Origin of the sequence: Agrobacterium sp. LR_9, from assembly GCF_041954855.1 — a bacterium.
Classification (GTDB): domain Bacteria; phylum Pseudomonadota; class Alphaproteobacteria; order Rhizobiales; family Rhizobiaceae; genus Agrobacterium; species Agrobacterium leguminum.
Genome location: NZ_JAVAYA010000033.1, coordinates 1 through 25,738, shown reverse-complemented (window position 1 = coordinate 25,738; position 25,738 = coordinate 1). Strand labels below are relative to the sequence as shown.

The following is a 25,738-nucleotide window of genomic DNA, read 5'->3' as shown; positions in this document are numbered from 1 at the left end:
GGCGGAAAATTTCAGCCGAGCGCGCCGCGCTGCAGGCTCATCAAAAGCACGAAGCCGGCGCCCTTGGAGGCGGGGCGGGGATCGGCCTTGTAAACCGCAAGTCCGGCGACCGGACCGAGAAAGATCGACGCCATCAGCACCAGCCGCAGCGCGGAAAACAGGCCGTTGGAAAAACTTGTCGTCATCGGCCTGTCCTCACAACACGACGGGGCAATTGGCGGCGGGCGAGGGGCTGTGCTGGCAGGCGATCGCCGCGCCTGCATTCACCCGCTGGAAACTGCGGTTCGGATTAACGACGAGCGAGGCGAAGGACATGGCGAAGATCGCCATGAGAAACGCGAAGATTGCCAGTCGGCTGATCAGCTTTGCCATGTCCATTCCCCTTATTGGAGTTGATGGACAGAGTTTTGCCACACTCGGACTGAACGGACCCTGAGACCCCGGTTCATATGGCATTCAGGGATGTTAACAGGCGGTGACATGGCAGATTGATGCCGCAATGGCGCCGGGCATCTCGCGGGCCACCCGATTTTCGATCAGGACAGAGGGGCTTCCGCACGTGCAGCAAGATCGGTCAGCAGGGTCTCGAATGCCTGAGGCTGCGTCACATCGACAACCGGCACGCGGTGCTCCCGCGCGGATGCCAGCATGTCCGTATTTTCCCGCAACGAACGCTCGATAAAGGCGTCGATGATCCGCCGCTTCTCAGCCGCTGCATCTTCATAGCGGGCGTGAGAGCGCATTCTCTCGAGAAGAAAATCATTGCCGGCGTGGAGAAAGACACCGGCGACCTCGCCGCCAAGCAGGGGCGAGATGAATTCCGGCCGCAGCGCCGCGCCCTCGAAGATCGTGGGAGTGCCGGTGCCGGACCTGCTGTCGATCATCGTGCGGATCAGCGGCCAGATGTTCTGATGATGTATCTTCAGGAACCAGTGAATTGTTTCCGCCGAGAGCCGCGCGTAATATTCTTCCACCGGTGCCGGAATGCCCGGCCATGGCCTGCCCGGATGGCGGGCGAGACTGTCGGTCGATATTGCCTCGCAGCGCAGCCTTTCGCTCAGCAGGCCGGCAAGGGTGCTTTTGCCGACATGCGAGGTGCCCGCAATCAGGATTGTCGAAAGGGTGGGGCGCATGCGTCGCTCTCGTTGGTGTTGGGCGCAACGATACATCAACGGATATATGGCTTCCATGCGGCGTGCGCCCGCAGTCTCGGGCAAAATCCTTGGCAGCGCACCGTCCCGTCAGGCGCGGGACCGCAGGCGGCAGGACAGAAGCCCGCCCGCCGCCCTGTCGATTACAGCCGCGTCCAGGTCTGCGATTTGCACAGAACCTTCAGCACGCAGCCCTTCATGCTCAGCGAGTTGCCGGAAACGGTGCCGGAGCCGCTGTAGGTCTTGTCATTGGCGGGATCGGTGATTTCACCCGAATAGCTGTTTCCATTGCCGGAAAGCTTGCCGATCTGTTTTCCGGCGTGTTTGCCGGTCTTCAGCGTCACGCAGAAGGCGCCGCCGCAGGGGCCGATCACGGCAGTTTCGCCACTGGCGGTCTTCCAGTTGCCTTCGATTGCCTCGGCGGCGAAGGCAAGGTTGCCGCTCAGCATGAGGGCGGCGGCAATCGTCATTATACGCTTCATAAAATTCCTCCCGAAATGCGCGCAGGCTTTCTCGAGCCGGCGGCCCAAAGACGTAATGCGCAGATCAAACCCTTTTGGCGGGCGAATGCGCCATCTCTGGCCCAAGCCGCCTGCGGCGCAACGATTGCTCCTTGCACCGCGTTATCCTGTGCCCGTTTCATCCTCATGACGGGCAGGGCGGATAGTATTTGACGTTCACGTAAAAGGAAACAGAAATTTGCGGCCCCGGCGCGGCATTTTCAGCGGCGGGAGGAGCGAAAGAGGGAGAATTGGAAAATCGCTGTTTTGATCGTGGTGAAGGAAGGGTTTAAATCCAATTCTAAACTTTTCGTAAAATTCGCCGCAAAGTCCTTAATTTCCGCGGCTCGTGATATTTAACGAAAACCCAATTTTACCAATCGTTTGCAGTTTGTTTGCGGCCCATTAATCATGCCTTTTAAGCGACCGTTGAAGGCCCCGTGGCATAGTGAACTCATCAAAAGCGCAGGGAAAACCTGCCGGACGAAAGGACAAAAAAGCCGCAAAAGACGGCAGGTCCGGACGATGGCCTCGACAAGAAGGCGAATGATGAAACAGGCAGAAGGACAGGGATTAAAACAATGGCACGCTTTGAAATTCGCGATATCGAAATGGCTGCCGGTGGCGAAACCCGCGCCGACACTCTTTGCAATCTCGGCCTGGTCTATGCGACCGGCCGGGGCTGCAAGGTGGACCTGATCGCCGCCCATAAATGGCTCAACATCGCCGCGATCCGCGGATCGGAAAGAGCCGCTTCGCTGCGCGCCGATCTCGCCCGCAACATGACGAAATCGGAACTGGCCGAAGCGCTGCGCGCCGCCCGCGACTGGATGACGATGCACTGATTTACCCAAGCCATTATTGAGATTGCCGGCCCGGTTCCCTCCAGTCCCGATGACCGGCGCAAAGGAAAGTAAACCCGAAGGGGAACGCGGCGAGGGCTTCGAAAAGGGCTTTTGCGCTGACACATCAAACCGCGACCGGCAGGAACAAGGCCGGCGCGGTTTTCTTATGTTTGGCGATGTCGCTTCGCCGGAAAACGATTCGCGGGCAGGGGCTTGCGGGCGGATGTTGAATCGCATTCGCATCATCCTGTGATGAGGATGAAACCGCTACGGCAGGCATGACAGGTGCGGTTTTCGAATCGCTTCCTTCTTCCGTCATGCCGGACCTGATCCGGCATCCAGCCACGCCGCGTCTGCGGCGTGAAAGGGTCTTTCGCGATCAAGGACTTGATCGCGCTGGATTCCGGCTCAAGGCCGGAATGACGGCACTCGATATCAGCCGATCGCCTTGAGGACCTTCGGCAGCGCCTCCTCGAAAAGATCGAGCTTGTCACCCGGCCCCACGCTCACGCGAATGCAGCGGTTGAGCGGCGCGACGCCCGGCATGCGGATGAAGACGCCATGTTCCATCAGCCCATCGACGATGGCGCGGGCATAAGCCCCGTCGCGGTGGCAATCGATGGTGACGAAATTGGTGGCGGAGGGGAGCGGGGAAAGGCCGTTATTGCGCGCGATTACCGAAATGCGCTCACGGGCGTCAGAAATTTTGCCAACGACTTCATGCAGATAGACCTGATCCTTCAGCGCCGCCAAAGCGCCGGCGACCGAAATGCGCGCCATCCCGAAATGGTTGCGGATCTTGTCGAAGGCTTCGACATTGCCGAGCGTGCCGATGGCGTAACCCACGCGCGCACCCGCCAGCCCATAGGCTTTCGAGAAGGTGCGCATGCGCAGAATGTTCGGCTGGCCGATCAGCTCGTCGATGGCTGGGACGGCGCTTTCGGGCGCGGTTTCGCAATAGGCCTCATCCAGAATGAGCAGGCAGGTTTCCGGCAACGCGCGGGCAAAGGCGATCACTTCGCTCGCTTCCCACCAGCTTCCCATCGGATTGTCGGGATTGGCGAAATAAACGAGCGGCGCATTTTCCCGGATGACGAGATCGAGAAGCCCGTCAAGGTCTTCGTGATCGTCGACATAGGGTGTGGTCACGAGTTTCCCGCCAAAACCGTTCACATGGTAATTGAAGGTGGGGTAGCCGCCAAAAGAGGTGACGACAGGCGTGCCCGGCTCGACGATCAGCCGCGCGATCTCACCCAGCAGCCCATCGACGCCGCTGCCGATGGCGATATTGCCGCGTGCAACGCCATGGTGGATGGCAAGCGCTTCCTTCAGCTCATAATTTTCCGGATCGCTGTACATCCAGGTCTCGGCCGTCGCATCGCGCATGGCCAGAAGCACGGAAGGGGCGGGGCCGAAGCCGCTCTCATTGGCGCCGATACGCGCTTCAACCTTCAGGCCGCGGTTGCGCTCGATGGCTTCGGGGCCGACGAAGGGAACGGTTGAGGGAAGCGAAGCGGCAAGCGGCGTGAGGCGGGAAAAGGCTGACATTGGCTGAGAGTTCCGGTACCTGTGTGTTTAAAACCCGGCTCACAATAGGTGCAAAAAAACCGGACGCAAGGCGCAGCCGGTTCCGGCACGACTGTTTTGGACCAGAATTTTACGTCCCGGCGAGGAGACGGAAAAGCCATCGGCCTGTCATGTCAGGATCACGCGTTGGTCTCGAAGCTCAGGCGTCGCACATGGTGCAGGAACTCCGCATCGATCAGCATATTGAAGCCGATCGTCACTTTTTCCTCTTCGCGGCGGATCAGCGTGCAGCCGATCTCATCGCGGATACCGAGAATTTCCAGATAGAAATTGGCCGGCATTTCCAGATCGGGACTGACATCCAGTTCCGCGCCGTAAAGGGAAATAGTCCGCACCAGGCAGCGCATGGTGTCCTTGGCGCTGAGATGATGCCCGATGAAGGTGATCTTGCCGGGCCGGTCGATCTGAAATTTCTCGTACATTTCGTCCTGGGGGACGTTCTGACGGGGATCCATATGCAAAGCCATGACAACCTCCCGGATTGCCTCTTTTGATGCCGATTTTAACGCCGCTTCCTTGCCAGGGCATGAAGGAAATCCGCGCAATTGTCTGTTCTGTGTCTCGATCTCGACCAATCTTCCCTTCGGAAGCCGATGTTTCGGCTATGGAAATGCGCTCGGTCCCATACGGTTGCAGCCTGTGCTGATACTGCGTCACGCTTGCACGGGGCTGGTGTTGACTGGGGCCGTACTTGGCGTTACGCCTGAACCTTGCAATATCGCATCTCGGGGCCCGGCAGGACCGGCGCTTCGTGATTCTTCTGGGAGTGGATTGTGACGGGAAGGCTGGTAATCGTCGGGGCGGGGCAGGCCGCTTTCGCGCTGGCGTCGAAGCTGCGGGCGCTGAAGGATGAGCGCCCCATCACCATCGTCGGTTCCGAGGATGCCTATCCTTACCAGCGGCCGCCGCTCTCCAAAAAATACCTCCTCGGCGAGATGAGCTTCGACCGGCTGATGTTCCGGCCGGAGGAATGGTACGCGGAGAACAATGTCGATATCCGGCTTTCCACCTGGGTCGAGGAGATAGACCGCGCCGCCAAATTCCTGCGCATGCAGGACGGCAGCACGCTTTCCTATGACAGGCTGGTGCTGGCGACCGGGGCTGCTCCCCGCCTGCTGCCCGCCAGTATCGGCGGCGATCTGGAAGGCGTCCTGACCGTTCGCGACAAGCGTGATGCCGACCGTCTCATGGAGGAGATGAAACCCGGCCGCAGGCTGCTGGTGATCGGCGGCGGTTATATCGGTCTCGAAGCAGCGGCCGTCGCGCGCAAGCTCGGCCTCGAAGTGACCTTGATCGAAATGGCCGACCGCATTCTCCAGCGTGTGGCGGCGAAGGAAACCGCCGATATCATGCGCGGCATCCACCAGGCCCACGGCGTTTCCATTCGCGAAAAGACCGGTCTTGTGCGCCTTGTCGGCATGGACGGCCGGGTGGCCGCAGCCGAACTCTCCGACGGCTCGACGCTGGATGTGGACTTTGTGATTGTCGGCATCGGCGTGACGCCGAATGATCGCCTCGCTCGCGAATCGGGCCTCGATGTCGGCAATGGCATCGTGGTGGATGACCATACCCGCACCTCCGACAACGCCATTCATGCGGTGGGCGACTGCGCGCTGCTGCCTTGGCGCGGCCAGCATGTGCGTCTCGAATCGGTACAGAACGCAGTCGATCAGGCCGAGGCGGCCGCTGCCGTGCTGACCGGGGCTGAAGCCGCCTATGATCCGAAGCCATGGTTCTGGTCGGATCAATATGACGCCAAGCTGCAGATTGCCGGCTTCAACCTGGGTTACGACGAGACGATGCTGAGGCAGGGCGCGCGTGAGGGCAGCTGGTCCGTCTGGTATTTCCGCGATGGACGATTCGTGGCGGTGGATGCCGTAAACGATGCCAAGGCCTATGTCGCGGGCAAGAAACTGCTCGATACCGGCGCGGAGCCGGATCGTGCCATTCTGGCGGATGCTTCCGCCGATCTGAAATTACTGCTTTCCTGAGGACATCATGCCTGCTCCCGAAAACCGTTTTAAAACCGCCATCCATGCCGGCAAGCCGCAGATCGGCCTCTGGCTCGATATGGGCGAGGCGATCACGGCGGAAATCGCCGGTACGGCGGGGTTCGACTGGCTGGTGATCGACGGCGAGCATGGGCCGAACGATCTGCGCAGCATCATCGACCAGTTGCGCGCCCTTGCCACATCGCCTGCCGAACCGGTGGTGCGCGTGCCGGTTGGCGAAAGCTGGATGATCAAGCAGCTTCTGGATGGGGGTGCGCGCACGCTTCTGGTGCCGATGGTTGATTCGGCAACCCAGGCGAAGGATCTGGTCAGCGCGATGCATTATCCGCCGCGCGGCATTCGCGGCATGGGTGCTGCCGTTGCCCGCGCTTCCGCCTTCAACACGATAACCGACTATGCCGACAGCGCCTCGGACAGCGTCTGCCTGCTGGTGCAGGCCGAAACGCGCGCGGCGATCAACGATCTCGACAATATTCTTGCGGTGGAGGGCGTGGACGGCGTCTTCATCGGCCCTGCGGATCTGGCCGCCGATATGGGCTATCTCGGCAGGATAGATGAGCCGGAAGTGCAGGCGGTGATCGAGGCGGCCATCGTCAAGATCGTCAAGGCGGGCAAGGCCGCCGGCATTCTCACCTTCAACGAAACCTATAATCGCCGCTATCTTGAACTCGGCGCGTCCTTCGTGGCAGTCGGCGCGGATGTGACGGAATTCGCCAGTACCCTGCGTGCGCTCTCGGCCCGTTACAAGGGCGGAGCAGCGCCCGCACCATCACGGTCTGGCTATTAATTCAGTCGTCGTTGCTGGCGTTCAGCTTTTCCGGCGGAATGCCTTCTTCGCCGGAGGCGAGATAACCGCTATTGATAAGGGCGGCGCGAATGATGCGCTGGATGGCCTCATCCCTGTCGACGCCATGATCCCTCGCAAAATCCGACAGAGCCGCTTCAATATCGTCGGTGAATTGCATATCCGCCCCCATTCATCACATTTCAAACCAGTAAGAGAAGGCAAGGCAGGATAGACCCGCCTTGCCTCAATTTTAATTCGGTCAGGCGATCAGCGCCAGCGATAAAGGCTGCTGTTCGACGAGTTCTGCTGCGTGCTCGCGCCAACCGCATAACCGATGGCAAAACCGAGTGCGCCAACGATCGTCAGCAGGGAAGTCGCCGTGCCGGGATTTTCCTTGACGGCTTCCACGACATTCTGGCCCTGGGCGCGGACATTATGCGCGGCCTTGCGAACGCGTCCGCGCGCCTCATCCAGAAATTCGGACGCATCCTCGCTCACACCTTCCGCGCGGGCGGATACGGATTTGGAGAGGGACGAGATCTGCGAACGCAACTCCGCAATCTGGTTTTCGATCGTGTCTTCGACAACATTCAGTTTGGTCTGAGCCATTAGAACACCTCTTTTGTTACCGAAGGCAGAACGTGCCGGCCTGCAAGAAGTTCCCTAAAGGCCCGCAAAGTTTCGCAGGAGGATATTCAGCCAACAGGTTTTTGTGCTTCTTGGCGAAAAAGCCTTGCAATCATTTTTTTTACGCAATAATCAGGCCGCACCGGAGAGGTGGCCGAGTGGTCGAAGGCGCTCCCCTGCTAAGGGAGTATACGTCAAAAGCGTATCGTGGGTTCGAATCCCATCCTCTCCGCCACTTCGGCGCAAGACCGGAAAATCCCAGCCCCATCGTTCCCAGTACCAAGCCGCCGCCGGAGCGCTTTGGCGACGGTCTCCGCATGTCTCTTGTCCGTCCGTCTGTTTCGAATTGACACGCGCGACAAATCGGCTGCTGCCGATATTGACGGGCAATCGTCAAACTCGACGTCACGTCATCAAAACAGTTCTCACGGCAAACCGGCCGGGTGGCGGCGTATCGGCATCGTAACCGACATGCGGCGAGTCTTTCGAATCGTTATGCGGGGAATCGGGCGGCAAACGGCATGGGTTTTTCCATCGTTTCTTCATGCGCGCTGCGAAGGAGTGTCAGGTGCAGGGGTGTGAGGAAGCAAAAGTTTCCATCATCCTTGCCCGGCGAGGCAAGTCTTCGCCGAAAAAGCCGGTAGTTTAGAAATACCTTGTTAACCTCGCTAACTAACGGATTTTCAAGCAATTTCTTAACGCATGGTAAAGCCGCCTGCGGGCCGGCTGCGCACTGTGTGTTGTTTCCGCAACAAACCGAAATGAAGCATATACGTAAATGCTATTTATCGGATGTTGGCGATTGCAAGCGGCGAAACCTTTTGTATTTTCACCACCAGAAGCGAGGCGGTGGATCGTTTGGCTTCTAAGAACACGGGAATGGGGCAGGGAATGCTGTCCTTCAGCGAAAGTACCCAGACCCACTTAAAAACTTTGACTGGAGGTCAACCATGAACATCAAGAGCCTTCTGATCGGCTCCGCTGCGGCTCTCGCAGCAGTATCCGGCGCTCACGCTGCCGACGCTATCGTCGCTGCTGAGCCTGAGCCCCTGGAATACGTTCGCGTTTGCGACGCTTTCGGCACCGGCTTCTTCTACATCCCCGGCACCGAAACCTGCCTGAAGTTCGACGGTTACATCCGTTTCCAGACCGACTTCGGCCGCAACAAGTCCGGCACGTCTGACTGGGATTCGTTCACCCGCGCCCAGTTCAACATCGACACCCGCACCGACACCGAGCTCGGCGCTCTGCGTGGCTACATCGGCTTCCGTGGCGATGCTGACAACGACAGCAACCGTGGTGTCAACGTTGACCAGGCTTTCATCGAGCTCGGCGGCCTGAAGGTTGGTTACTACTACAACTGGTGGGATGACGGTCTCTCTGGCGAAACCGATATCCTTTCTTCGAACTCCACTCGTCTGAACGCCATCCGTTACACCTACGACGCTGGCTCCTTCTACGTTGGCGTTGCTGTTGAAGAACTCGAAGGCGTTATCGCTGGTAACTCGATCACGACGTCTGGCGGCGTTGTAACCATTCAGCGCAACAACCTTGGTGTGAACCAGTTGAACTGGACCGCCCTGAACGGCGAAGGCGACAACAATGTTGGCGTGAGCGCAATCATCGGCGCCAAGTTCGGCGGCGTGAACCTCAACGTTCTCGGCGGTTACGACACCGACGCTGAAAACGGCGCTATCCGCGGCATCCTGACGGCCGACATCGGCCCCGGCACCTTCGGTCTCTCTGGCGTATGGGCTTCTGGCGCAAACGCTTACTACGAAGAGTCTGAGTGGGCAGTTGCTGCAGAATACGCCATCAAGGCAACCGACAAGCTCGTCATCACCCCCGGCTTCCAGTACTTCGGTACGCTGGACATCGGTACGGACGGCGACTTCACCGGCGACCGCGATGCATGGCGCGCTGGCCTGACGGTTGACTACAAGATCACCCAGGGTCTCTCCACGAAGGTTGCTGTTAACTACCAGGACGTCGATGGCACCGAAGGTGTTAACGGCGGTGGCGACAGCTGGACCGGTTTCGTTCGCCTTCAGCGTTCGTTCTAATCTGATCTGACATTGTCAGTGATGGAAAGCCCGGCTCTCGAGCCGGGCTTTTTTGTTTGAATGGCATCTTGATAGGGCAGGCATCGCTACAGGTGACGAGATCGTGGCGGCGTTCCGATTTTCCGCGGGTTGATGCTCGGAGCAGACCGCTACACATGCCCATCGATTCGCTCGGTATCGGGAGCCTTGAGTCGCTTAACGAATCCGAGGATGTGGTTTTTGCTTTCGGTCGGTTTTTTCTTGCAGAAGTAGGATACTATGCATATTGCAATCGTCTTTTTTACAATTTCCAGTGGCCTGATCGTGTCCAGATTGAGGTGATCTCGTAGGTTTTCTCACGGCCGATTTTTCGAGCCTATTGTTAAGTGACTGAAAAACATAAGTTATTAACGATTTTTTAACGAATGGGGTCGCGTCGGTTAGAATTGTAGCTATTTCGCAACAATGAAAAACTAAGGACACCTTACTGTCTTCCTTCTGTCATGATTACGATTGCCTGAGCGACCGGTTTTGGCTCTAATCATCTTCATAAGCGGCACGCATTTCTGAAGTGCTTTCCCACCCGCTGCTTAGAAGATTAAGCGTTTGACTGGAGGTCAACCATGAACATCAAGAGCCTTCTCATCGGCTCCGCTGCGGCTCTCGCAGCAGTATCCGGCGCACAGGCCGCTGACGCTATCGTCGCTGCTGAGCCCGAGCCCCTGGAATACGTTCGCGTTTGCGACGCTTTCGGCACCGGCTTCTTCTACATCCCCGGCACCGAAACCTGCCTGAAGTTCGACGGTTACATCCGTTTCCAGACCGACTTCGGCCGTGACAAGTCCGGCACGTCTGACTGGAACTCGTTCACGCGCGCCCAGTTCAACATCGACACCCGCACCGACACCGAGCTCGGCGCTCTGCGTGGCTACATTGGTCTGCGTGGCGAAGCCAACAACGACAGCGACCGTGGCGTCAACGTCGATCAGGCTTTCATCGAACTCGGCGGCCTCAAGGTCGGTTACATGTACACCTGGTGGGATGACGATCTCTCCGGCGAAACCGATATCCTGTCTTCGAACACCACTCGTGGCAATGCTCTGCGTTACACCTACGACGCCGGTTCGTTCTATGCAGGTATCAGCGTTGAAGAGCTTGACGCCACCCGCGATGTTAGGTCGAACCTCGGCATCGTAAAGGGCGGCTTCTTTGAAGGCCCGAATAACGTTGGCGTAAGCGGTATCATCGGTGCCAAGTTCGGTGCTGTCAGCGCAAACCTGCTCGGCTCCTACGATACCGACCAGGAAAATGGTGCAATCCGTGCAATCGTTACGGCTGACATCGGTCCGGGCACCTTCGGTATCTCCGGCGTTTGGGCTTCTGGCGCGAACTACTACTACGAAGAATCCGAGTGGGCCGTTGCTGCTGAATACGCCATCAAGGCTACCGACAAGCTGACCATCACCCCCGGCGCTCAGTACCTCGGCACGATCGATATCGCTCCGGACGGTGACTTCACGGGCGACCGCGACGCATGGCGCGCTGGTCTGACGGTTGACTACCAGATCACCCAGGGTCTGGCTGCCAAGGTTGCTGCCAACTATCAGGACATCGATGGTCCGAATGGCGACAGCTGGACCGGTTTCGTTCGCCTTCAGCGTTCGTTCTAATCTGATCTGACATAGTCAGTGATGGAAACCCCGGCAGAAATGCCGGGGTTTTTCTTTTTGAAGCTCGGGTGAAATATAAGTCTTTCGGGAATTGCGTGTGCGTTGCAGCATCGACCAGCCGGCCTCTCGCTTATCGGCAAATCTGCCCAAGCCGTCGACCTTATCCCCGGGACTTGCCCCAGTGATCCAATCACGTCGCATGAAATCTAAATGTTGCAGATGCTCGGGACAGGCTCGAGCATAACGGAAGAGAACTTCAGGCTTTTCAGCGGTCTCGAGCGCTGGCCGGCAGGCGCTTGATTGCTCCGCTCGTCACCTGAGGAAGCCGGCTTTACCCCGCACGCCCATGGCGCAGGTCGTCAACGATATCGGCCTGTTGCCCGAGCCTCGTCTTGTAGACCTGATAATTCTCCATCACCCGCTGCACGTAATTGCGGGTTTCAGGGAAGGGGATGCGCTCGATCCAGTCGACCACCTCGTCGATCGGCTTGCCGCGCGGGTCGCCATAGCGGGCGATCCATTCCGGCACGCGCTTCGGCCCGGCATTATAGGCGATGAAGGTGAGGATGTAGGAACCGCCAAAACTGTCGATCTGCTCGCCGAGATAATGCGCGCCGAGCGTGGCGTTATAGCCCGCATCGGTGGTCAGCCGTGCCTGGGTATAGGGCAGGCCATGGCGTCCGGCCACGCCTTTGGCGGTTCCGGGCAGCAGTTGCAGCAGACCGCGCGCATTGGCGGCGGAGACGGCGGCCGGGTTGAAGGCGCTTTCCTGCCGGGCAATCGCGTAAGCAAGCGCCTTGCCAGAGCCGACAATATTGGCGCTGGCGGGAATGACGCCGAGCGGATAGGCGAGTGCGGCCGCATCGATGCCGCGGCTGAAAGCCGTCTTGCCGATTTGCAGCGAGACTTGATGATTGCCATTGCCCTCCGCCCTTGCCGCCAGTATGGCAAGCTCGCCGGGACTGTCGAGTTGTTCCGCCAGCGAGCGGTAAAGGCTGTCGGCCCGCCAGCCGTAACCGGCTGCTTCCAGCCGGTCGATGGCGCGCACGGCTTCGCGGCCGGCGAAACGTTCGCGGTCGCCGCTGCTGGGGCTCGGATAGGTGACATTCAGTGTCTTGGCGCCGATTCGCGCGGCGGCAAGCTGGCCATAAAACGTGCCGGGATGAGCGGCGGCTTTGGTGAAGAAATCACGGGCATCCCCCGGTCCGCCCGCTTCCGCCGCCCGCCCGAGCCAATAATAGGCGCGCGACGCCGAAAGCGGCCGGTTCGAAGTCTGCAGCAGCGTGTTGAAGTGGCGCGAAGCCGTGGCCGGATCGCGCAGCGCTCTTAGCGCATACCAGCCGGCATGGAATTCCGCATCGGCGGTATCGACGGCGGAGGTGGCCGAATGATTGGCGACGATACGATAGGCCTCGGCGAAATCGCCGAGATCGGCGACGCCGCGCGCAATGATGCGCCGCTCGTTCCACCATTCGCCCGGATTGACGAGCTTGGCCGTTTCCTTCGGGGCCTGCCGCAAAAGCACGGCGGCTTCGGAGTATTTCTGCTGGTTGCGCAGGTTTTCCACCCGCGCGAAAAGATAGGCGGGGTCGCTGCGCCAGGAGGCGTCGACTTTGCCGAGCAGCGCAGTCGCAGTTGTGGATCGCTGCAACACGGCCGCCCACGCATTGTAAAGCGACTGCGCCTTGCCGAGATCGCCGAAACGCTTCGCCTGGCTGATGCGGCTGCGATACATCAGATAATCCATGCGCGCCTTGTGGTCGGCGGGCGTCAGATAAGTGGGAAACTCGGCAAGCACACGGTCTTCCATGTCCTTGTCCATGCCTTCGCTCACCCAGAGCTGGCGAATGAGACGCTGCGATTCCGCACCCTTGCCGGAGGAGGCGAGCGCCTTGGCGAGCACCACGCTGCCTTCCGCGGTTTCCGGCCGGCTATTGCCGAAGGCGGCAAGCACCTGCGATGCCGGCGGATCTTCGCGGTAAAGCGCTTTTTCGGAATTGGCGCGCAGGGTGGCAGCACCCGGCCAGCCGGAGAGCTCGCGCTGGGCGGCGGCGATTTCGGCCGAAGCGACGTCCTTCTGGCCAGAAACGGCGATTGCCCAGGTAAGGATATGGCGGTCGAGGCTGCCGGTCGGCATGGTGTTGCGCAACGCAATCGCCCGGGCCGCATCGCGGCTGGAAAGCGCGTCGAGGCCGGCCTTCAACTGGCTTGTATCGTCGGGGCGGTCGAGGCGCGGTATGGCGCCGGTGATCTCGGGCGAGGCCGGCATGAAAGCCGGAACGGTCGGCGCATTCGGCTTGACATAGGGAAGCGGTGCCGCACCTTCCGGCAGCGGCCCGGCCAATGCGTTCCAAACGGTTGCGGCAAGGCCCGCCGCCATCAATCCCCAGACTGTCTTTTTCATGCCGTTCTTCATCGTGTAACGGAGTTGCCGACTTTCCTGTAATATCATTTCATTGCAGCGGGATTGCCGAAAACGGTCTGATGTCCCACCCGGAAATCTTGGGATTTCAGGCTTAATGAAATGTTAATCGCCGCCCTGCAATTCAATCAACTTTTATTCACCGTCCCGCGAGCGGCGTCTCATTTCGGCGCCTGCTTTTCTTGCTTGCCGATTGCGGCCCGGAGACTGTCACACTTCCGACAATTTCGGACAAAATACCCTGCCTTTGCGCTTGTCGGCGCCAAGGGCTGGCACTAATGTGTGCCGGTTTTAACCATCGAATGCGGCCGAAGCATGAACCGGCTCGGCGCCAGGAGCTTTGCATGTTCAAGGGATCAATTCCCGCCCTCATTACCCCGTTCACGGACAATGGCGCCGTGGACGAACAGGCATTTGCCGCCCACGTGGAATGGCAGATAGCCGAAGGCAGCAACGGACTTGTGCCCGTGGGCACGACGGGGGAATCTCCAACCCTGTCCCACGACGAGCACAAACGTGTCGTTGAGCTGTGCATTGAGGTAGCGGCGAAACGGGTTCCGGTCATTGCGGGTGCTGGCTCCAACAATACCGATGAGGCGATCGAGCTTGCGCTGCACGCGCAGGAAGCCGGCGCGGATGCGCTCTTGGTGGTCACTCCCTATTACAACAAGCCGACCCAGAAGGGTCTGTTCGCGCATTTCTCAGCCGTTGCCGAAGCGGTGAAGCTGCCGATCGTCATCTACAATATCCCGCCGCGCTCGGTGGTGGATATGTCGCCGGAAACCATGGGCGCACTGGTCAAGGCGCACAGGAACATCGTCGGCGTCAAGGATGCAACCGGCAAGATCGACCGCGTTTCCGAACAGCGCATTTCCTGCGGCAAGGACTTCATCCAGCTTTCGGGTGAGGATGGCACGGCGCTCGGCTTCAACGCCCATGGCGGCGTCGGCTGCATTTCGGTCACCGCCAATGTCGCGCCGCGCCTCTGTTCGGAGTTCCAGGCGGCGATGCTCGCCGGCGATTATGCCAAGGCGCTGGATTATCAGGATCGCCTGATGCCGCTGCACAAGGCGATCTTCATGGAGCCCGGTGTTTGCGGCACCAAATATGCGCTGTCGAAGACGCGCGGCGGCAATCGCCGGGTCCGCTCGCCCTTGATGAGCACGCTGGAACCGGCAACGGAGGCGGCCATCGATGCGGCGCTGAAGCACGCCGGCCTGATGAACTGAGACAGGCCCGAAAGCGTTTAAGGCGCGCCATGAACCGCTTCGCAACAGAAGCCGTTCGGCGCGCCTTTTCTTTTCGCGGCGACAACATTAAATAGGGGTTCGAAAACCGCTCTCGGCGGTAAGCCGAAGGCGCAATAAGAAAAACAAGGGATTGAAATATCATGGCCCCCAAAGGCAGCCAGCGCGTGGTGAACAAGATCGTTGCGGAAAACCGCAAGGCTCGCTTCAACTACGAAATCATCGACACCTATGAGGCAGGGCTCGTGCTGACCGGCACCGAGGTCAAGTCGCTGCGTGAAGGCAAGGCGAATATCGCCGAATCCTACGCATCGGACGAGGGTGATGAAATCTGGCTCATCAATTCCCACCTTCCGGAATATCTGCAGGCCAACCGCTTCAACCACGAGCCGCGCCGCCGCCGCAAGCTGCTTTTGAGCAAGCGCGAGATCAACCGCCTGCGCGCCGGCATCAACCGTGAAGGCATGACGCTGGTGCCCTTGAAGATTTATTTCAACGACAGGGGCCGCGCGAAGCTGGAACTGGCGCTCGCCAAGGGCAAGAAACTGCACGACAAGCGCGAGACGGAGAAGGAACGCGACTGGAACCGGCAGAAATCGCGGTTGCTGAAGGGTGGGGCGGCTTAAGTCTCGGTGAGTTTTGCGTATAAGGCGTGCCGCCTTTTGCAGCATACTCCTTCGTCATGCCGGACTTGATCCGGCATCCAGTCACAGCGCGTCTGCGCTGTGGAACGAGTCCTTTCAGCCCAAGGACTTGGGCTGGCTGGATCCCGGCTCAAGGCCGGGATGACGGGAGTGTGTTGTTGCCCGTCACGCCGCCCGAGAGGTCCGCTCCACATGCGCCTTCGAAGCCGAAACGCTGAACCGGCTGACAAGCGCCGCCAGATTGGCGCTGACATCGCTCAGATTATGAGTCGCCGCATTCGTCTCTTCCACCATGGCCGCATTCTTCTGGGTCAGGTTGTCCATGCTGTTGATGGCGGCATTGATTTCCTGAATGCCGACGGACTGTTCCTGAGCCGCCTTGGTCAGCGAGGCGATATGTTCCTGGATGTGATCCACCTTGTTGCCGATCGTATTCAAGGATTCGCCCGTCTTGTTGACCAGCGAAACACCCTGCATCACATCTTCGGAAGACTTGGCGATCAGCGTCTTGATTTCCTTCGCGGCGGTGGCGGAGCGCTGTGCGAGTTCACGCACTTCCTGGGCGACGACGGCGAACCCCTTGCCGGCCTCGCCGGCGCGCGCGGCCTCCACACCGGCATTCAGCGCCAGAAGGTTGGTCTGGAAGGAAATCTCGTCGATGACGGAGATGATCTGGGTGATCTTCTGCGATGAGTCCTCGATGGCTCCCATTGCTTTCACCGCTTCCGTCACCACATCGCGCGAGCGCGCGGCTTCAACGGCGGAGCTTTCGACGATGGCCTTGGCCTCCTCGGAACGCTGCGCCGACAGTTTGGAAATGGTGGTGATTTCCTCGACGGCGGCGGCGGTTTCCTCCAGGGCGGCGGCCTGCTGCTCCGTGCGGCGGGCCATGTCGTCGGTCGCGGATGTCAGCTCGCGCGTATTGCCGGAAATCTTGTTCGCCTCTTCGACGATCTGCGCAAATGCGCCGGAGAGATTGCCGACCGCCGCGTTGAAATTGGCGACCAGCCCTTCGAATTGCGGTGCGGTATTTTCGCCGATGCTGGAGGTGAGGTCGCCATTGGCCAGCCTGTCGAGGGCGCTGTTGAGCAGTGCGAGAACGTGCTCCTGTTCCTTCTTCATCTGCGCCTGTTCGGCTTCCACCTTCTGCCGCTCGGCGGCCAGCACGTCGAGATAGACGGAGATCGAATAATCCATGTCGAGAAGAGCGGCCTTGATGGTGGCCGACAGGGCGTCCTTCACCTTTTTGGCCTTCTTTTCCACGAAAAAGCCCTTCAATTCGGACTCGATCAGGGCCTTGACGATGCCGTCGAGCATCAGGGCATAACCGCCGATGTACCATCTCGGCTCCAGCCCCAGCCTCGCATGGGTGCGGCCGATGGCGGTTACGGCGTCGGTATAATCCGCATTGAATGTGCCGGAGGCGATCCTCTCCCAGTGTTTGAGCTGCATGCTCTTGGCGTGGTGGATATGGGCCTCGCTGGAGAAAAACTTTGCCGTCTCCGGCACCGAGCGAACCTTCGTATAAAAACGATCGAGAGACGCATCGAGAGAGCCGGTGATAACACCTTTCATCTCGGAGAGATTTTTCCGTTGCTCGTGACCAAGTCCCAGAAAATTCAGTCTTTCGTCGAGTTGTCGGTCGGTTTTTGCTTGGCCATGCATGTCTAAACATCCTGATTTGGCACCGAAATCATATCGTTGGCGCCGTTACATCTTTTAGACACCTCTAAAATTAACCAAGTTATAATTTTGACTTATCGAATTTGATGTTTGTTAATTCTAAAAAGAATTTTTAACGCGCCGGCGTCACGCCAAACAAAAACGCGCCCGTCTGTTGGACGGACGCGTTTATGATGTCTTCGCAGCAAAAGCTGGGATCAGACCGTCTCAGGACCTTCGGCGTGCCGGGCAGGGCGCTCGTTCGGGTCGCGCCCGATCTCGGCCTTCAGCGTCATCAGATCGATGAAGTGATCGGCCTGGCGGCGCAGGTCGTCGGCGATCATGGCGGGCTGCGTGGCCATGGTGGAAACCACGGAAACCTTGCGGCCCTTGCGCTGCAGCGCGTCTACCAGCGTGGTGAAATCGCCATCGCCGGAGAAGAGCACCAGATGATCGACCGTCTCGGACTGTTCCATGGCATCGACTGCCAGTTCGATATCCATGTTGCCCTTGATCTTGCGGCGGCCGAGAGCGTCGGTGAATTCCTTCGCCGGCTTCGTCACGACCTTGTAGCCGTTATAATCCAGCCAGTCGATCAGCGGGCGGATCGAGGAATATTCCTGATCCTCGATGAGCGCGGTGTAATAATAGGCGCGCAGCAGGTATCCACGCTTTTGAAACGCCTTCAGGAGCTTGCGGTAGTCGATATCGAATCCCAGGCTTTTCGATGCTGCATAAAGATTGGCTCCGTCTATGAAGAGCGCAATTTTCTCCCGTGGATCGAACATTCCATCCCATTCCTTTTTTTGGAAAGGCCATTATCTGGCTTTTATATCCGGTCGATAACGCAAAAAAACATGTCGTATCAACGAGCTTTGCGTATCGCCGTTGCGTTTTAAGTAAGCTACCTTCCCCCTTATTCCAAGACAATTCTTCTAGACATTTTGTTCATCAGACGCCAAAGGTGGGCAATAAGGTGCCAAAAGACGCCAAAGACAGGAAAAACTTGAATTCCGCGGCCAATGGCTGTATCGGAAGCTGGAAAGCATCGTCGCGAGAAATCTTGAATGTTTTTCGCAAGGCACGAAGCGCAGATTCAATAGGTTAGAGCAACCCTTGTGCACCCCGAACATCGCACGGCGCTCTGATCCACGACATTACGACCCGCAAAGGACAGGCAATGGCCCGCGTCACAGTTGAAGATTGCATTGATAAAGTAGACAACCGTTTCGAGCTGGTGCTTCTCGCCAGCCACCGTGCGCGCCAGATTTCTCAAGGGTCCTCCATCACGGTTGACCGCGACAACGACAAGAACCCGGTTGTGGCGCTGCGCGAAATCGCCGACGAGACGCTGTCTCCCGACGATCTGAAGGAAGACCTGATCCATTCGCTGCAGAAGCACGTGGAAGTGGACGAGCCCGAGCCCGATCCGGTCACGCTCGCCGCCTCCGCCATTGCCGATGGCGAAGAAGACGACCAGCCGGAAACCGTTACTTTCGACCAGATGTCGGAAGAAGAACTACTGGCCGGTATCGAAGGCCTTGTGCCGCCGGAAAAAAATGACGACTATTGATAGGATTTTATGATGCCTTTGGCAGGCGGCGGTTACCGTCTGTCAATAGTTGCCGTCATAATCTGATCCCTATTGATGCAGCATTGTGCGCCGACCCTCAGGTTGGCGCGCTTTCTTTTTGTGGAATATCGCATGATGCGGCAATACGAACTCGTCGAGCGGGTTCAAAAATATAAACCGGATGCGAATGAGGCCCTGCTGAACAAGGCCTATGTTTACGCCATGCAGAAACACGGCCAGCAGAAGCGGGCCAATGGCGACCCCTATATTTCGCATCCGCTCGAAGTTGCCGCGATCCTCACCGAAATGCATCTCGACGAATCGACCATCGCGGTGGCGTTGCTGCACGATACGATCGAGGACACCACCGCCACCCGCGCCGAAATCGACGAGTTGTTCGGCGAAGATATCGGCCGGCTGGTGGAGGGGCTGACCAAGCTCAAGAAGCTCGACCTCGTCACCCGCAAGGCCAAGCAGGCGGAAAACCTGCGCAAGCTGCTGCTCGCCATTTCCGACGACGTGCGCGTTCTCCTGGTGAAGCTCGCAGACCGTCTGCACAATATGCGCACCATGGAATATATGCCGGCCGACAAGCGCAGCCGCATTTCCGAAGAAACCATGGAAATCTATGCGCCGCTCGCCGGCCGCATGGGCATGCAGGATATGCGCGACGAGCTGGAGGACCTGTCCTTCCGATATCTCAACCCGGAAGCCTATGGCACGGTGACGAACCGCCTGCAGGAACTGGAAACGCGCAATGAGGGGCTGATCAAAAAGATCGAGGACGAGCTGCGCGAGCTTCTCGTGGCGAATGGTCTGGTCGGCGCCAATGTCAAAGGGCGGCAGAAGAAACCCTATTCGGTGTTCCGCAAGATGCAGTCGAAGTCGCTTTCATTCGAGCAGCTTTCCGATGTCTACGGTTTCCGCATTCTGGTGGATGACATTCCATCCTGCTACCGGGCGCTGGGTGTCGTGCATACCCGCTGGCGCGTCGTGCCGGGCCGCTTCAAGGATTATATCTCGACACCCAAGCAGAACGATTATCGCTCCATCCACACCACCATCGTCGGCCCGTCGCGCCAGCGTATCGAGCTGCAGATCCGCACCAAGCGCATGCACGAGATCGCCGAATTCGGTATCGCCGCCCATGCGCTTTACAAGGATGGCGAAAACGGGGAGGGCGATCTGCTCTCGCCAGAATCGAACGCCTATTCCTGGCTGCGCCACACCATCGAATCGCTGGCCGAAGGCGACAGCCCGGAAGAATTCCTCGAGCACACCAAGCTCGAGCTTTTCCAGGACCAGGTGTTCTGCTTTACGCCGAAGGGCAAGCTGATTGCCCTGCCGCGCGGCGCAACCCCCATCGATTTCGCCTATGCGGTGCACACCAATATCGGTGACACCACGGTTGGCGCCAAGATCAACGGCCGGATCATGCCGCTCGTCACTCGCCTGAATAACGGCGACGAGGTGGAGATTATCCGCTCCGGCGTGCAGGTGCCGCCTGCCGCATGGGAAGAGGTGGTGGTGACGGGCAAGGCCCGCTCGGCCATCCGCCGCGCCACCCGCATGGCCATCCGCAAGCAATATTCCGGCCTCGGATACCGAATTCTCGAGCGCACCTTCGAGCGTGCCGGCAAGGCCTTCTCGCGGGAAGCGCTGAAACCCGTGCTGCATCGCCTAGCGCAGAAGGATGTCGAGGATGCCATCGCCGCCGTTGGCCGTGGCGAGGTTTCCTCGCTCGATGTCCTGCGCGCGGTATTCCCGGATTATCAGGACGAGCGCGTGACGGTGAAGATGACCGGCGACGATGGCTGGTTCAACATGCGCAGCGCTTCCGGCATGGTCTTCAAGATTCCCGGCAAGTCGCGCTCCGTTCTGGAAGATGACGGTGCTGCCGAAATGCTGGATGGGCCAGACCCGCTGCCCATCCGTGGTCTCTCCGGCAATGTCGACGTGCATTTCGGTGCTGCCGGCGCCGTTCCGGGTGACCGCATCGTCGGCATCATGGAAAAAGGCAAGGGCATCACCATCTATCCGATTCAGGCGCCGGCGCTGCAACGCTTCGACGACGAGCCGGAGCGCTGGATCGATGTGCGCTGGGATCTCGACGAGGCGAACAAGTCGCGCTTCATGGCGCGGGTGATGATCAATGCGCTGAACGAGCCGGGCACGCTCGCCTCGGTGGCTCAGTCCATCGCGACGCTCGACGTCAATATTCGCGGCCTCAACATGGTCCGCATCGGCACGGATTTCTCCGAGTTGGCGCTGGATGTCGAAGTCTGGGATCTCAGGCAGCTGAACCAGCTTCTGTCGCAGCTCAAGGATCTCGATTGCGTCTCGACCGTGACGCGTGCCTTCGATTGAGGCATTTTTGATCCTTTGCAAATACTAAAAGGCCGCTGTTATGCATTAAGCGCATGGCAGCGGCCTTTTCCTGTCTCTGGTGGTGGAGGCGGTTTGAGACTATTTTCATCTCAGAAATTGAAGAGAAGGAAACGCGGCGTGCCGGTGGATGAACACCGATGAGAAACGCCAGTTCCAAACCGAAAGGACCGAAAATCATGTTTACTCCGCTTCGCAAGATCGCCCGCGCCGTTCGTGGCAAGACCACCCAGGAACGCGAATTCGAATATCTCAGCGGCTCGGTATCGAATGTCGACCTGGAATTCCGCCAGCGCGAAATCGACCGCGGCCTGTTCCGCCGGTAATGCACTCAGCGCATGGCAGCCCATCGCCATGCGTATGAGACTCGAAGGGTGCATGGCCGTTGTTGGCACGCTCGCCCCTGTATCTTGCACAACTATGTGAATGCGCGCTTCAAGTGGGCGTTCACCGGCGTCCGGTCTAAATGACAGGACACTTTGCTTTTGAAGCGAAGTTGAAGGCGAGAGGGTGCGTATTTCCCCGACGTCATCCTTGGGCTTGTCCCAAGGATCTAGTCACGTCGAATTAAATCAATCGGTTGCAGATCCTCGGGACAAGCCGAGGATGACGTCAGAGTGTCCGGCAAGGTTCGTACTCATCTGGTGAAGCCGCGCGGCATTGCCGCCAGCTCAAGGCCGAAATGACGGAAGAAATACACCTGCAAAAGAAATCCCTGCGTCATCTATGATGCTCTTGGCGCGGCCGGGGCGATGAAATAGACTGCCCCCATGCCGTTTCGCCGCCGTGAACCCGTTGGTTTTTCAGAGAAGATTCGCGACCTCTTCTGGCCGCGTACGGGTTTTTCCCGTTCGTTGCGCTATATGAAGCTGCGCCTTCTGCGGCTTTCCGCCTCTCCGCATTCGGTTGCCGCCGGTGTCGCTCTCGGTGTCGGCGTGGCGTGGACGCCGTTTCTCGGCGTTCACATCATCATCGCCATGGTGCTGGGTTTTCTCATGCGCGTCAATCTCGTGGCGGCGGCGCTCGGCACCACCTTCGCCAATCCGCTGACATTTCCCTTCATCTGGGCATCTACCTGGGAGCTGGGGCACTTCATCCTCGGCCGGCAGAAGACGGAAAGCGCTGCGCATGTGGATTTCGTGGCGCTGTTCAGCCATCTTGAGTTCCGGCAGATATGGACGCCGGTGCTGGAACCCATGACCATCGGCGCGCTGCTTCCTGCCGTTATCAGCGCAATCATCGCCTATATCGCCGTCTATGGTCTCATCAGCGGTTTCCAGCGCCGCAAGATGGAAAACCTCGCGCATCGCGCCGCCAACAAGAATGCTTCTCTGGAGATGCTGAAATGATCATTGGATTGGGTAGCGACCTGATCGATATTCGCCGCGTTGAAAAGTCGATCGAACGTTTCGGCGAGCGCTTCACCCATCGCTGTTTCACCGATATCGAGCGCGCCAAATCCGATGGCCGCAAGAACCGCGCCGCTTCCTATGCAAAGCGTTTCGCCGCCAAAGAAGCCTGTTCCAAGGCGCTGGGAACAGGCCTTGCGAACGGCGTTTTCTGGAAGGATATGGGCGTCGTCAATCTGCCGGGCGGCAAGCCGACCATGGTGTTGACCAATGGGGCAGGGGAGAGGCTGGCGGCCATGCTGCCCGCCGGCCACCGCGCCAATATTCACCTGACGATCACGGACGATTTTCCTTACGCTCAGGCATTTGTGATTATCGAGGCGCTTCCCGTGAACGTGTAAGACCCGGTGAGGCCGCATTGGCGTCCTATTTGCGGACGTGTCACAGAAGCGCTTCCCTTCGGGCGGGAAAGGTTCTAGAGAAGTCGCAGAAATATGAAAGCGTTGCCGGCTGCGTAAAAACCGCTTGCCCGCCGCATATGCGATAAAACAACGGCCCGGCCGCCTTCGTGAAACCGAAGAAGCCGGGAAACAATCAGGCAGGTCTTTAAGTGTCGGAAAAAGCTGAAAAGAAGCAGAACGCCCTCTGGGAGAACGTCAAGGTCATCATTCAGGCGCTGCTGCTGGCCATGGTCATCCGCACCGTGCTGTTTCAGCCCTTCACGATCCCGTCCGGCTCGATGATGCCGACGCTTCTGGTTGGCGACTATCTGTTCGTCAACAAGTTCTCCTACGGCTATTCGAAATATTCGCTGCCTTTCTCGCCGAACCTGTTTTCGGGCCGCATTCTGGAATTCAGCAAGCCCAAGCGCGGCGATGTCGTGGTCTTCCGCCTGCCGCCCAATCCTGAAGTCGATTATATCAAGCGCCTCGTCGGCCTGCCGGGTGATCGCATCCAGGTGACGAACGGCGTGCTGTTCATCAACGGCCAGCCGGTTCCAAAGCAGCCCGACGGCACCTTCACATCAGATTATCGCGCCGATCCAGGCGCCAATGTACCTGTCTTCCGCGAAACGCTCGACAATGGCGTCACCTACGACACGCTCGACCAGTCGCCTGATTCGCGTGGCGACAACACCCGCGAATTCGTGGTGCCGGAAGGCCATTATTTCATGATGGGCGACAATCGCGACAATTCGCTCGACAGCCGTTTCGACGTTGGTTTCGTACCGGAAGAAAACCTGATCGGCCGCGCCAGCGTCATCTTCTTCTCGCTGGGCAATGACACGCCGTTCAGCCGCATTTGGGAATGGCCGGCCAACATGCGTTGGGACCGCCTCTTCAAGGTTGTGGAATGAGCAAGACCAAGCCGCTTTCGGCGGACGAGATTTCCCGTCTGGAAGCGTTGATCGGATATGAATTTAAGGAAAAGGCCCGGCTCGACCGGGCCTTGACCCATGCCAGTGCCCGCTCGGCGGCGGCCGGCAATTACGAGCGGCTGGAATTTCTAGGCGACCGTGTTCTCGGTCTCTGCGTTGCCGAATTGCTGTTCTCCACCTTCCGCAACGCCACCGAAGGCGAGCTTTCGGTGCGTCTGAACCAGCTCGTCAGCGCCGAATCCTGCGCCGCGATCGGTGACGAGATGGGCCTGCATAATTTCATTCGCACGGGCTCGGATGTGAAGAAACTGACCGGCAAGGCGATGCTGAACGTGCGCGCCGATGTCGTCGAAAGCCTGATCGCCACCATCTACCTGGATGGCGGGCTGGAAGCATCGCGCAAATTCATTCTGAAATACTGGCAGGGCCGCGCAACCAGCGTGGATGCCGGTCGGCGCGACGCCAAGACCGAGTTGCAGGAATGGGCGCATGCCAGATTTGCGGTGACGCCCTCTTACCGGGTTGACGATCGCTCGGGACCGGATCACGATCCCCGCTTTACGGTAACTGTCGAAATTCCCGGCGTGAAGCCGGAAACCGGTGTCGAGCGCTCCAAGCGCGCGGCCGAGCAGGTGGCGGCAACAAGATTGCTGGAACGCGAAGGCGTCTGGCAGAAGACCTCCACCCGGAACTGAGCGCCCGGCGAACCGGATGCTGAACATCGAGCGCATGACGGGCCCTTTGGCCGCATGTTGAATACCTCTGACCTTGAATGGATATCATGACCGATCACGAAAACCCCGCCATCACTGGCGAAGATGCAACCCTTCCGACCCGCTCCGGCTTCGTGGCCCTCATCGGCCCCACAAATGCCGGCAAGTCGACGCTGGTGAACCGTCTGGTGGGCGCCAAGGTTTCGATCGTCAGCCACAAGGTGCAGACGACGCGCGCCGTGATGCGCGGCATCGCCATTCACGACAATGCCCAGATCGTTTTCATGGACACGCCCGGCATCTTCAAGCCGCGCCGCCGGCTGGACCGCGCCATGGTCACCTCCGCCTGGGGCGGCGCGAAGGATGCCGATCTCATCCTGCTGCTGATCGACAGCGAACGTGGCCTGAAAGGCGACGCGGAAACCATTCTCGAAGGTCTGAAGGATGTCCCGCAGAAGAAGATCCTCTGCCTCAACAAGATCGACCAGGTGAAGCGCGAAGACCTTCTGAAACTCGCCGCCGCCGCCAACGAGACGGTCGCTTTCGACCGCACCTTCATGATCTCGGCGACCAACGGTTCGGGCTGCGCCGACCTGATGAACTATCTGGCCGCCGAACTGCCGGAAGGCCCGTGGTATTATCCGGAAGACCAGATTTCCGATCTGCCGATGCGCCAGCTCGCCGCCGAAATCACCCGCGAAAAACTGTTCCTGCGCCTGCATCAGGAGCTTCCCTATGCCTCGCATGTCGAGACCGAAAAGTGGGAAGAACGCAAGGACGGCTCCGTGCGCATCGAGCAGGTGATCTATGTCGAGCGCGACAGCCAGAAAAAGATTGCGCTCGGCAAGAACGGCGATGCGATCAAGGCCATCTCCACCGCCTCGCGCAAGGAGCTGTCGGAAATCCTAGAGCAGCCGGTGCATCTCTTCCTGTTCGTCAAGGTGCGCGAGAACTGGGGCGACGACCCCGAGCGCTTCCGTGAAATGGGACTGGAGTTCCCGCGGGGGTAACGCGCAGGCACGATATGCGCGGCGCGAAACCACACCCGCTTCCGTCATTCCGGCCTTGAGCCGGAATCCAGCCAGCCCAAGTCCTTGGGCTGAAAAGAGGGCCTCTCGCCGCGCCGACGCGCGTCGACTGGATT

27 protein-coding genes and 1 tRNA gene are annotated in these 25,738 nt (G+C 59.0%); 17 read left to right on the top strand and 11 right to left on the bottom strand.

Annotated elements, in window-relative coordinates; all coding sequences use genetic code 11:
* Nucleotides 1–11 precede the first annotated feature (11 nt).
* The 4 genes from RAC79_RS23620 to RAC79_RS23605 form a co-directional block, all read right to left on the bottom strand.
* Nucleotides 12–185, bottom strand: a complete 174-nt coding sequence (locus tag RAC79_RS23620) for a hypothetical protein (RefSeq protein WP_003509979.1) — start codon at nt 183–185, stop codon at nt 12–14.
* Nucleotides 186–195: 10 nt separating this feature from the next.
* A complete protein-coding gene (locus tag RAC79_RS23615) occupies nt 196–378 on the bottom strand; it encodes a hypothetical protein (RefSeq protein WP_020809511.1) in 183 nt (60 codons plus the stop codon).
* Nucleotides 379–536: 158 nt separating this feature from the next.
* On the bottom strand, nt 537–1,133 hold the full coding sequence (locus RAC79_RS23610; RefSeq protein WP_174038983.1) for a hypothetical protein: 597 nt from the start codon (nt 1,131–1,133) through the stop codon (nt 537–539).
* 161 nt (nt 1,134–1,294) lie between these two features.
* Nucleotides 1,295–1,633 carry a DUF2147 domain-containing protein gene (locus RAC79_RS23605; protein WP_174038984.1) on the bottom strand — a complete coding sequence of 113 codons (339 nt, stop codon included), beginning with the start codon at nt 1,631–1,633 and terminating at the stop codon, nt 1,295–1,297.
* A 599-nt stretch (nt 1,634–2,232) separates the two neighbouring features.
* Between RAC79_RS23605 and RAC79_RS23600 the strand changes: the two genes are divergently transcribed.
* Nucleotides 2,233–2,496 carry a sel1 repeat family protein gene (locus RAC79_RS23600; protein WP_003524109.1) on the top strand — a complete coding sequence of 88 codons (264 nt, stop codon included), beginning with the start codon at nt 2,233–2,235 and terminating at the stop codon, nt 2,494–2,496.
* A 49-nt stretch (nt 2,497–2,545) separates the two neighbouring features.
* On the top strand, nt 2,546–2,749 hold the full coding sequence (locus RAC79_RS23595; RefSeq protein ID WP_174038985.1) for a hypothetical protein: 204 nt from the start codon (nt 2,546–2,548) through the stop codon (nt 2,747–2,749).
* A 182-nt stretch (nt 2,750–2,931) separates the two neighbouring features.
* Here the strand turns inward: RAC79_RS23595 and RAC79_RS23590 are convergent, their stop codons facing one another.
* Both RAC79_RS23590 and RAC79_RS23585 read right to left on the bottom strand, forming a co-directional pair.
* A complete protein-coding gene (locus RAC79_RS23590; RefSeq protein ID WP_174038986.1) occupies nt 2,932–4,044 on the bottom strand; it encodes a pyridoxal phosphate-dependent aminotransferase in 1,113 nt (370 codons plus the stop codon).
* A gap of 158 nt (nt 4,045–4,202) precedes the next feature.
* A complete protein-coding gene (locus RAC79_RS23585; protein ID WP_035240153.1) occupies nt 4,203–4,550 on the bottom strand; it encodes a hypothetical protein in 348 nt (115 codons plus the stop codon).
* A gap of 306 nt (nt 4,551–4,856) precedes the next feature.
* Here RAC79_RS23585 and RAC79_RS23580 point away from each other — a divergent pair, with 306 nt between their 5' ends.
* A complete protein-coding gene (locus RAC79_RS23580; RefSeq protein WP_174038987.1) occupies nt 4,857–6,074 on the top strand; it encodes an NAD(P)/FAD-dependent oxidoreductase in 1,218 nt (405 codons plus the stop codon).
* A 7-nt stretch (nt 6,075–6,081) separates the two neighbouring features.
* Nucleotides 6,082–6,882 (top strand): aldolase/citrate lyase family protein, encoded by an 801-nt coding sequence (locus tag RAC79_RS23575; RefSeq protein WP_174038988.1) that lies wholly within the window; start codon nt 6,082–6,084, stop codon nt 6,880–6,882.
* A 1-nt stretch (nt 6,883) separates the two neighbouring features.
* Here RAC79_RS23575 and RAC79_RS23570 read toward each other — a convergent pair whose 3' ends face one another.
* Both RAC79_RS23570 and RAC79_RS23565 read right to left on the bottom strand, forming a co-directional pair.
* Nucleotides 6,884–7,060: a hypothetical protein gene (locus RAC79_RS23570; protein ID WP_374997579.1), complete on the bottom strand. Its 177-nt coding sequence runs from the start codon at nt 7,058–7,060 to the stop codon at nt 6,884–6,886.
* 89 nt (nt 7,061–7,149) lie between these two features.
* Nucleotides 7,150–7,491, bottom strand: coding sequence for a hypothetical protein (locus RAC79_RS23565; protein WP_065654142.1), 342 nt, complete (start codon nt 7,489–7,491; stop codon nt 7,150–7,152).
* Nucleotides 7,492–7,653: 162 nt separating this feature from the next.
* On the opposite strand from RAC79_RS23565, the gene RAC79_RS23560 reads away from it, so the two are divergent.
* The 3 genes from RAC79_RS23560 (at nt 7,654) to RAC79_RS23550 (ending at nt 11,221) form a co-directional block, all read left to right on the top strand.
* A tRNA-Ser gene (locus RAC79_RS23560) sits at nt 7,654–7,744 on the top strand.
* Between the two features lie 715 nt (nt 7,745–8,459).
* On the top strand, nt 8,460–9,572 hold the full coding sequence (locus tag RAC79_RS23555) for a porin (protein ID WP_142846279.1): 1,113 nt from the start codon (nt 8,460–8,462) through the stop codon (nt 9,570–9,572).
* A 602-nt stretch (nt 9,573–10,174) separates the two neighbouring features.
* On the top strand, nt 10,175–11,221 hold the full coding sequence (locus RAC79_RS23550) for a porin (protein WP_142846281.1): 1,047 nt from the start codon (nt 10,175–10,177) through the stop codon (nt 11,219–11,221).
* A gap of 331 nt (nt 11,222–11,552) precedes the next feature.
* Here the strand turns inward: RAC79_RS23550 and RAC79_RS23545 are convergent, their stop codons facing one another.
* Entirely contained in the window at nt 11,553–13,625 is a 2,073-nt protein-coding gene (locus tag RAC79_RS23545; protein WP_374997578.1) for a lytic transglycosylase domain-containing protein, read from the bottom strand.
* 362 nt (nt 13,626–13,987) lie between these two features.
* On the opposite strand from RAC79_RS23545, the gene dapA reads away from it, so the two are divergent.
* Nucleotides 13,988–14,872 (top strand): 4-hydroxy-tetrahydrodipicolinate synthase, encoded by an 885-nt coding sequence (gene dapA / locus RAC79_RS23540; protein ID WP_003524121.1) that lies wholly within the window; start codon nt 13,988–13,990, stop codon nt 14,870–14,872.
* A gap of 161 nt (nt 14,873–15,033) precedes the next feature.
* Entirely contained in the window at nt 15,034–15,516 is a 483-nt protein-coding gene (smpB, locus tag RAC79_RS23535) for an SsrA-binding protein SmpB (protein WP_078054125.1), read from the top strand.
* A gap of 183 nt (nt 15,517–15,699) precedes the next feature.
* Here smpB and RAC79_RS23530 read toward each other — a convergent pair whose 3' ends face one another.
* Nucleotides 15,700–17,199: a methyl-accepting chemotaxis protein gene (locus tag RAC79_RS23530; protein ID WP_374997577.1), complete on the bottom strand. Its 1,500-nt coding sequence runs from the start codon at nt 17,197–17,199 to the stop codon at nt 15,700–15,702.
* A 215-nt stretch (nt 17,200–17,414) separates the two neighbouring features.
* Nucleotides 17,415–17,984: an NYN domain-containing protein gene (locus RAC79_RS23525; RefSeq protein ID WP_004440903.1), complete on the bottom strand. Its 570-nt coding sequence runs from the start codon at nt 17,982–17,984 to the stop codon at nt 17,415–17,417.
* A gap of 392 nt (nt 17,985–18,376) precedes the next feature.
* Between RAC79_RS23525 and rpoZ the strand changes: the two genes are divergently transcribed.
* The 8 genes from rpoZ to era all read left to right on the top strand — a co-directional run bounded on the left by rpoZ (nt 18,377) and on the right by era (nt 25,604).
* Entirely contained in the window at nt 18,377–18,769 is a 393-nt protein-coding gene (gene rpoZ / locus RAC79_RS23520) for a DNA-directed RNA polymerase subunit omega (protein WP_035262680.1), read from the top strand.
* 132 nt (nt 18,770–18,901) lie between these two features.
* Nucleotides 18,902–21,136 (top strand): bifunctional (p)ppGpp synthetase/guanosine-3',5'-bis(diphosphate) 3'-pyrophosphohydrolase, encoded by a 2,235-nt coding sequence (locus RAC79_RS23515; RefSeq protein WP_065654813.1) that lies wholly within the window; start codon nt 18,902–18,904, stop codon nt 21,134–21,136.
* 197 nt (nt 21,137–21,333) lie between these two features.
* Complete coding sequence (locus RAC79_RS23510) at nt 21,334–21,480, top strand: hypothetical protein (protein WP_003496944.1); 147 nt, start codon at nt 21,334–21,336, stop codon at nt 21,478–21,480.
* Nucleotides 21,481–21,924: 444 nt separating this feature from the next.
* Nucleotides 21,925–22,503, top strand: coding sequence for a DUF2062 domain-containing protein (locus RAC79_RS23505; RefSeq protein ID WP_174038994.1), 579 nt, complete (start codon nt 21,925–21,927; stop codon nt 22,501–22,503).
* A complete protein-coding gene (gene acpS / locus RAC79_RS23500) occupies nt 22,500–22,904 on the top strand; it encodes a holo-ACP synthase (protein ID WP_174035836.1) in 405 nt (134 codons plus the stop codon). Before RAC79_RS23505 ends, acpS begins: the two co-directional genes overlap by 4 nt.
* A gap of 209 nt (nt 22,905–23,113) precedes the next feature.
* The gene (gene lepB, locus RAC79_RS23495; RefSeq protein ID WP_003496938.1) at nt 23,114–23,860 is read left to right on the top strand and encodes a signal peptidase I; all 747 of its coding nucleotides are present in this window, start codon (nt 23,114–23,116) and stop codon (nt 23,858–23,860) included.
* Nucleotides 23,857–24,576: a ribonuclease III gene (rnc, locus tag RAC79_RS23490; RefSeq protein WP_078054122.1), complete on the top strand. Its 720-nt coding sequence runs from the start codon at nt 23,857–23,859 to the stop codon at nt 24,574–24,576. Before lepB ends, rnc begins: the two co-directional genes overlap by 4 nt.
* 77 nt (nt 24,577–24,653) lie before the next feature.
* Entirely contained in the window at nt 24,654–25,604 is a 951-nt protein-coding gene (era, locus tag RAC79_RS23485; RefSeq protein WP_161987998.1) for a GTPase Era, read from the top strand.
* Nucleotides 25,605–25,738: the final 134 nt, after the last annotated feature.

Bases quoted from the DNA above. Each gene is read 5' to 3' on its own strand.
- RAC79_RS23510 (WP_003496944.1), top strand. From the start codon at position 21,334: ATGTTTACTCCGCTTCGCAAGATCGCCCGCGCCGTTCGTGGCAAGACC.
- RAC79_RS23575 (WP_174038988.1), top strand. From the start codon at position 6,082: ATGCCTGCTCCCGAAAACCGTTTTAAAACCGCCATCCATGCCGGCAAG.
- RAC79_RS23555 (WP_142846279.1), top strand. From the start codon at position 8,460: ATGAACATCAAGAGCCTTCTGATCGGCTCCGCTGCGGCTCTCGCAGCA.
- RAC79_RS23565 (WP_065654142.1), bottom strand. From the start codon at position 7,491: ATGGCTCAGACCAAACTGAATGTTGTCGAAGACACGATCGAAAACCAG.
- RAC79_RS23505 (WP_174038994.1), top strand. From the start codon at position 21,925: ATGCCGTTTCGCCGCCGTGAACCCGTTGGTTTTTCAGAGAAGATTCGC.
- acpS (WP_174035836.1), top strand. From the start codon at position 22,500: ATGATCATTGGATTGGGTAGCGACCTGATCGATATTCGCCGCGTTGAA.
- RAC79_RS23525 (WP_004440903.1), bottom strand. From the start codon at position 17,984: ATGTTCGATCCACGGGAGAAAATTGCGCTCTTCATAGACGGAGCCAAT.
- era (WP_161987998.1), top strand. From the start codon at position 24,654: ATGGATATCATGACCGATCACGAAAACCCCGCCATCACTGGCGAAGAT.
- RAC79_RS23615 (WP_020809511.1), bottom strand. From the start codon at position 378: ATGGACATGGCAAAGCTGATCAGCCGACTGGCAATCTTCGCGTTTCTC.
- RAC79_RS23595 (WP_174038985.1), top strand. From the start codon at position 2,546: ATGACCGGCGCAAAGGAAAGTAAACCCGAAGGGGAACGCGGCGAGGGC.
- RAC79_RS23545 (WP_374997578.1), bottom strand. From the start codon at position 13,625: ATGAAAAAGACAGTCTGGGGATTGATGGCGGCGGGCCTTGCCGCAACC.
- RAC79_RS23515 (WP_065654813.1), top strand. From the start codon at position 18,902: ATGATGCGGCAATACGAACTCGTCGAGCGGGTTCAAAAATATAAACCG.
- RAC79_RS23530 (WP_374997577.1), bottom strand. From the start codon at position 17,199: ATGCATGGCCAAGCAAAAACCGACCGACAACTCGACGAAAGACTGAAT.
- RAC79_RS23620 (WP_003509979.1), bottom strand. From the start codon at position 185: ATGACGACAAGTTTTTCCAACGGCCTGTTTTCCGCGCTGCGGCTGGTG.
- smpB (WP_078054125.1), top strand. From the start codon at position 15,034: ATGGCCCCCAAAGGCAGCCAGCGCGTGGTGAACAAGATCGTTGCGGAA.
- RAC79_RS23550 (WP_142846281.1), top strand. From the start codon at position 10,175: ATGAACATCAAGAGCCTTCTCATCGGCTCCGCTGCGGCTCTCGCAGCA.
- RAC79_RS23605 (WP_174038984.1), bottom strand. From the start codon at position 1,633: ATGAAGCGTATAATGACGATTGCCGCCGCCCTCATGCTGAGCGGCAAC.
- RAC79_RS23610 (WP_174038983.1), bottom strand. From the start codon at position 1,133: ATGCGCCCCACCCTTTCGACAATCCTGATTGCGGGCACCTCGCATGTC.
- dapA (WP_003524121.1), top strand. From the start codon at position 13,988: ATGTTCAAGGGATCAATTCCCGCCCTCATTACCCCGTTCACGGACAAT.
- rpoZ (WP_035262680.1), top strand. From the start codon at position 18,377: ATGGCCCGCGTCACAGTTGAAGATTGCATTGATAAAGTAGACAACCGT.
- rnc (WP_078054122.1), top strand. From the start codon at position 23,857: ATGAGCAAGACCAAGCCGCTTTCGGCGGACGAGATTTCCCGTCTGGAA.
- RAC79_RS23570 (WP_374997579.1), bottom strand. From the start codon at position 7,060: ATGCAATTCACCGACGATATTGAAGCGGCTCTGTCGGATTTTGCGAGG.
- RAC79_RS23585 (WP_035240153.1), bottom strand. From the start codon at position 4,550: ATGGCTTTGCATATGGATCCCCGTCAGAACGTCCCCCAGGACGAAATG.
- RAC79_RS23600 (WP_003524109.1), top strand. From the start codon at position 2,233: ATGGCACGCTTTGAAATTCGCGATATCGAAATGGCTGCCGGTGGCGAA.
- RAC79_RS23590 (WP_174038986.1), bottom strand. From the start codon at position 4,044: ATGTCAGCCTTTTCCCGCCTCACGCCGCTTGCCGCTTCGCTTCCCTCA.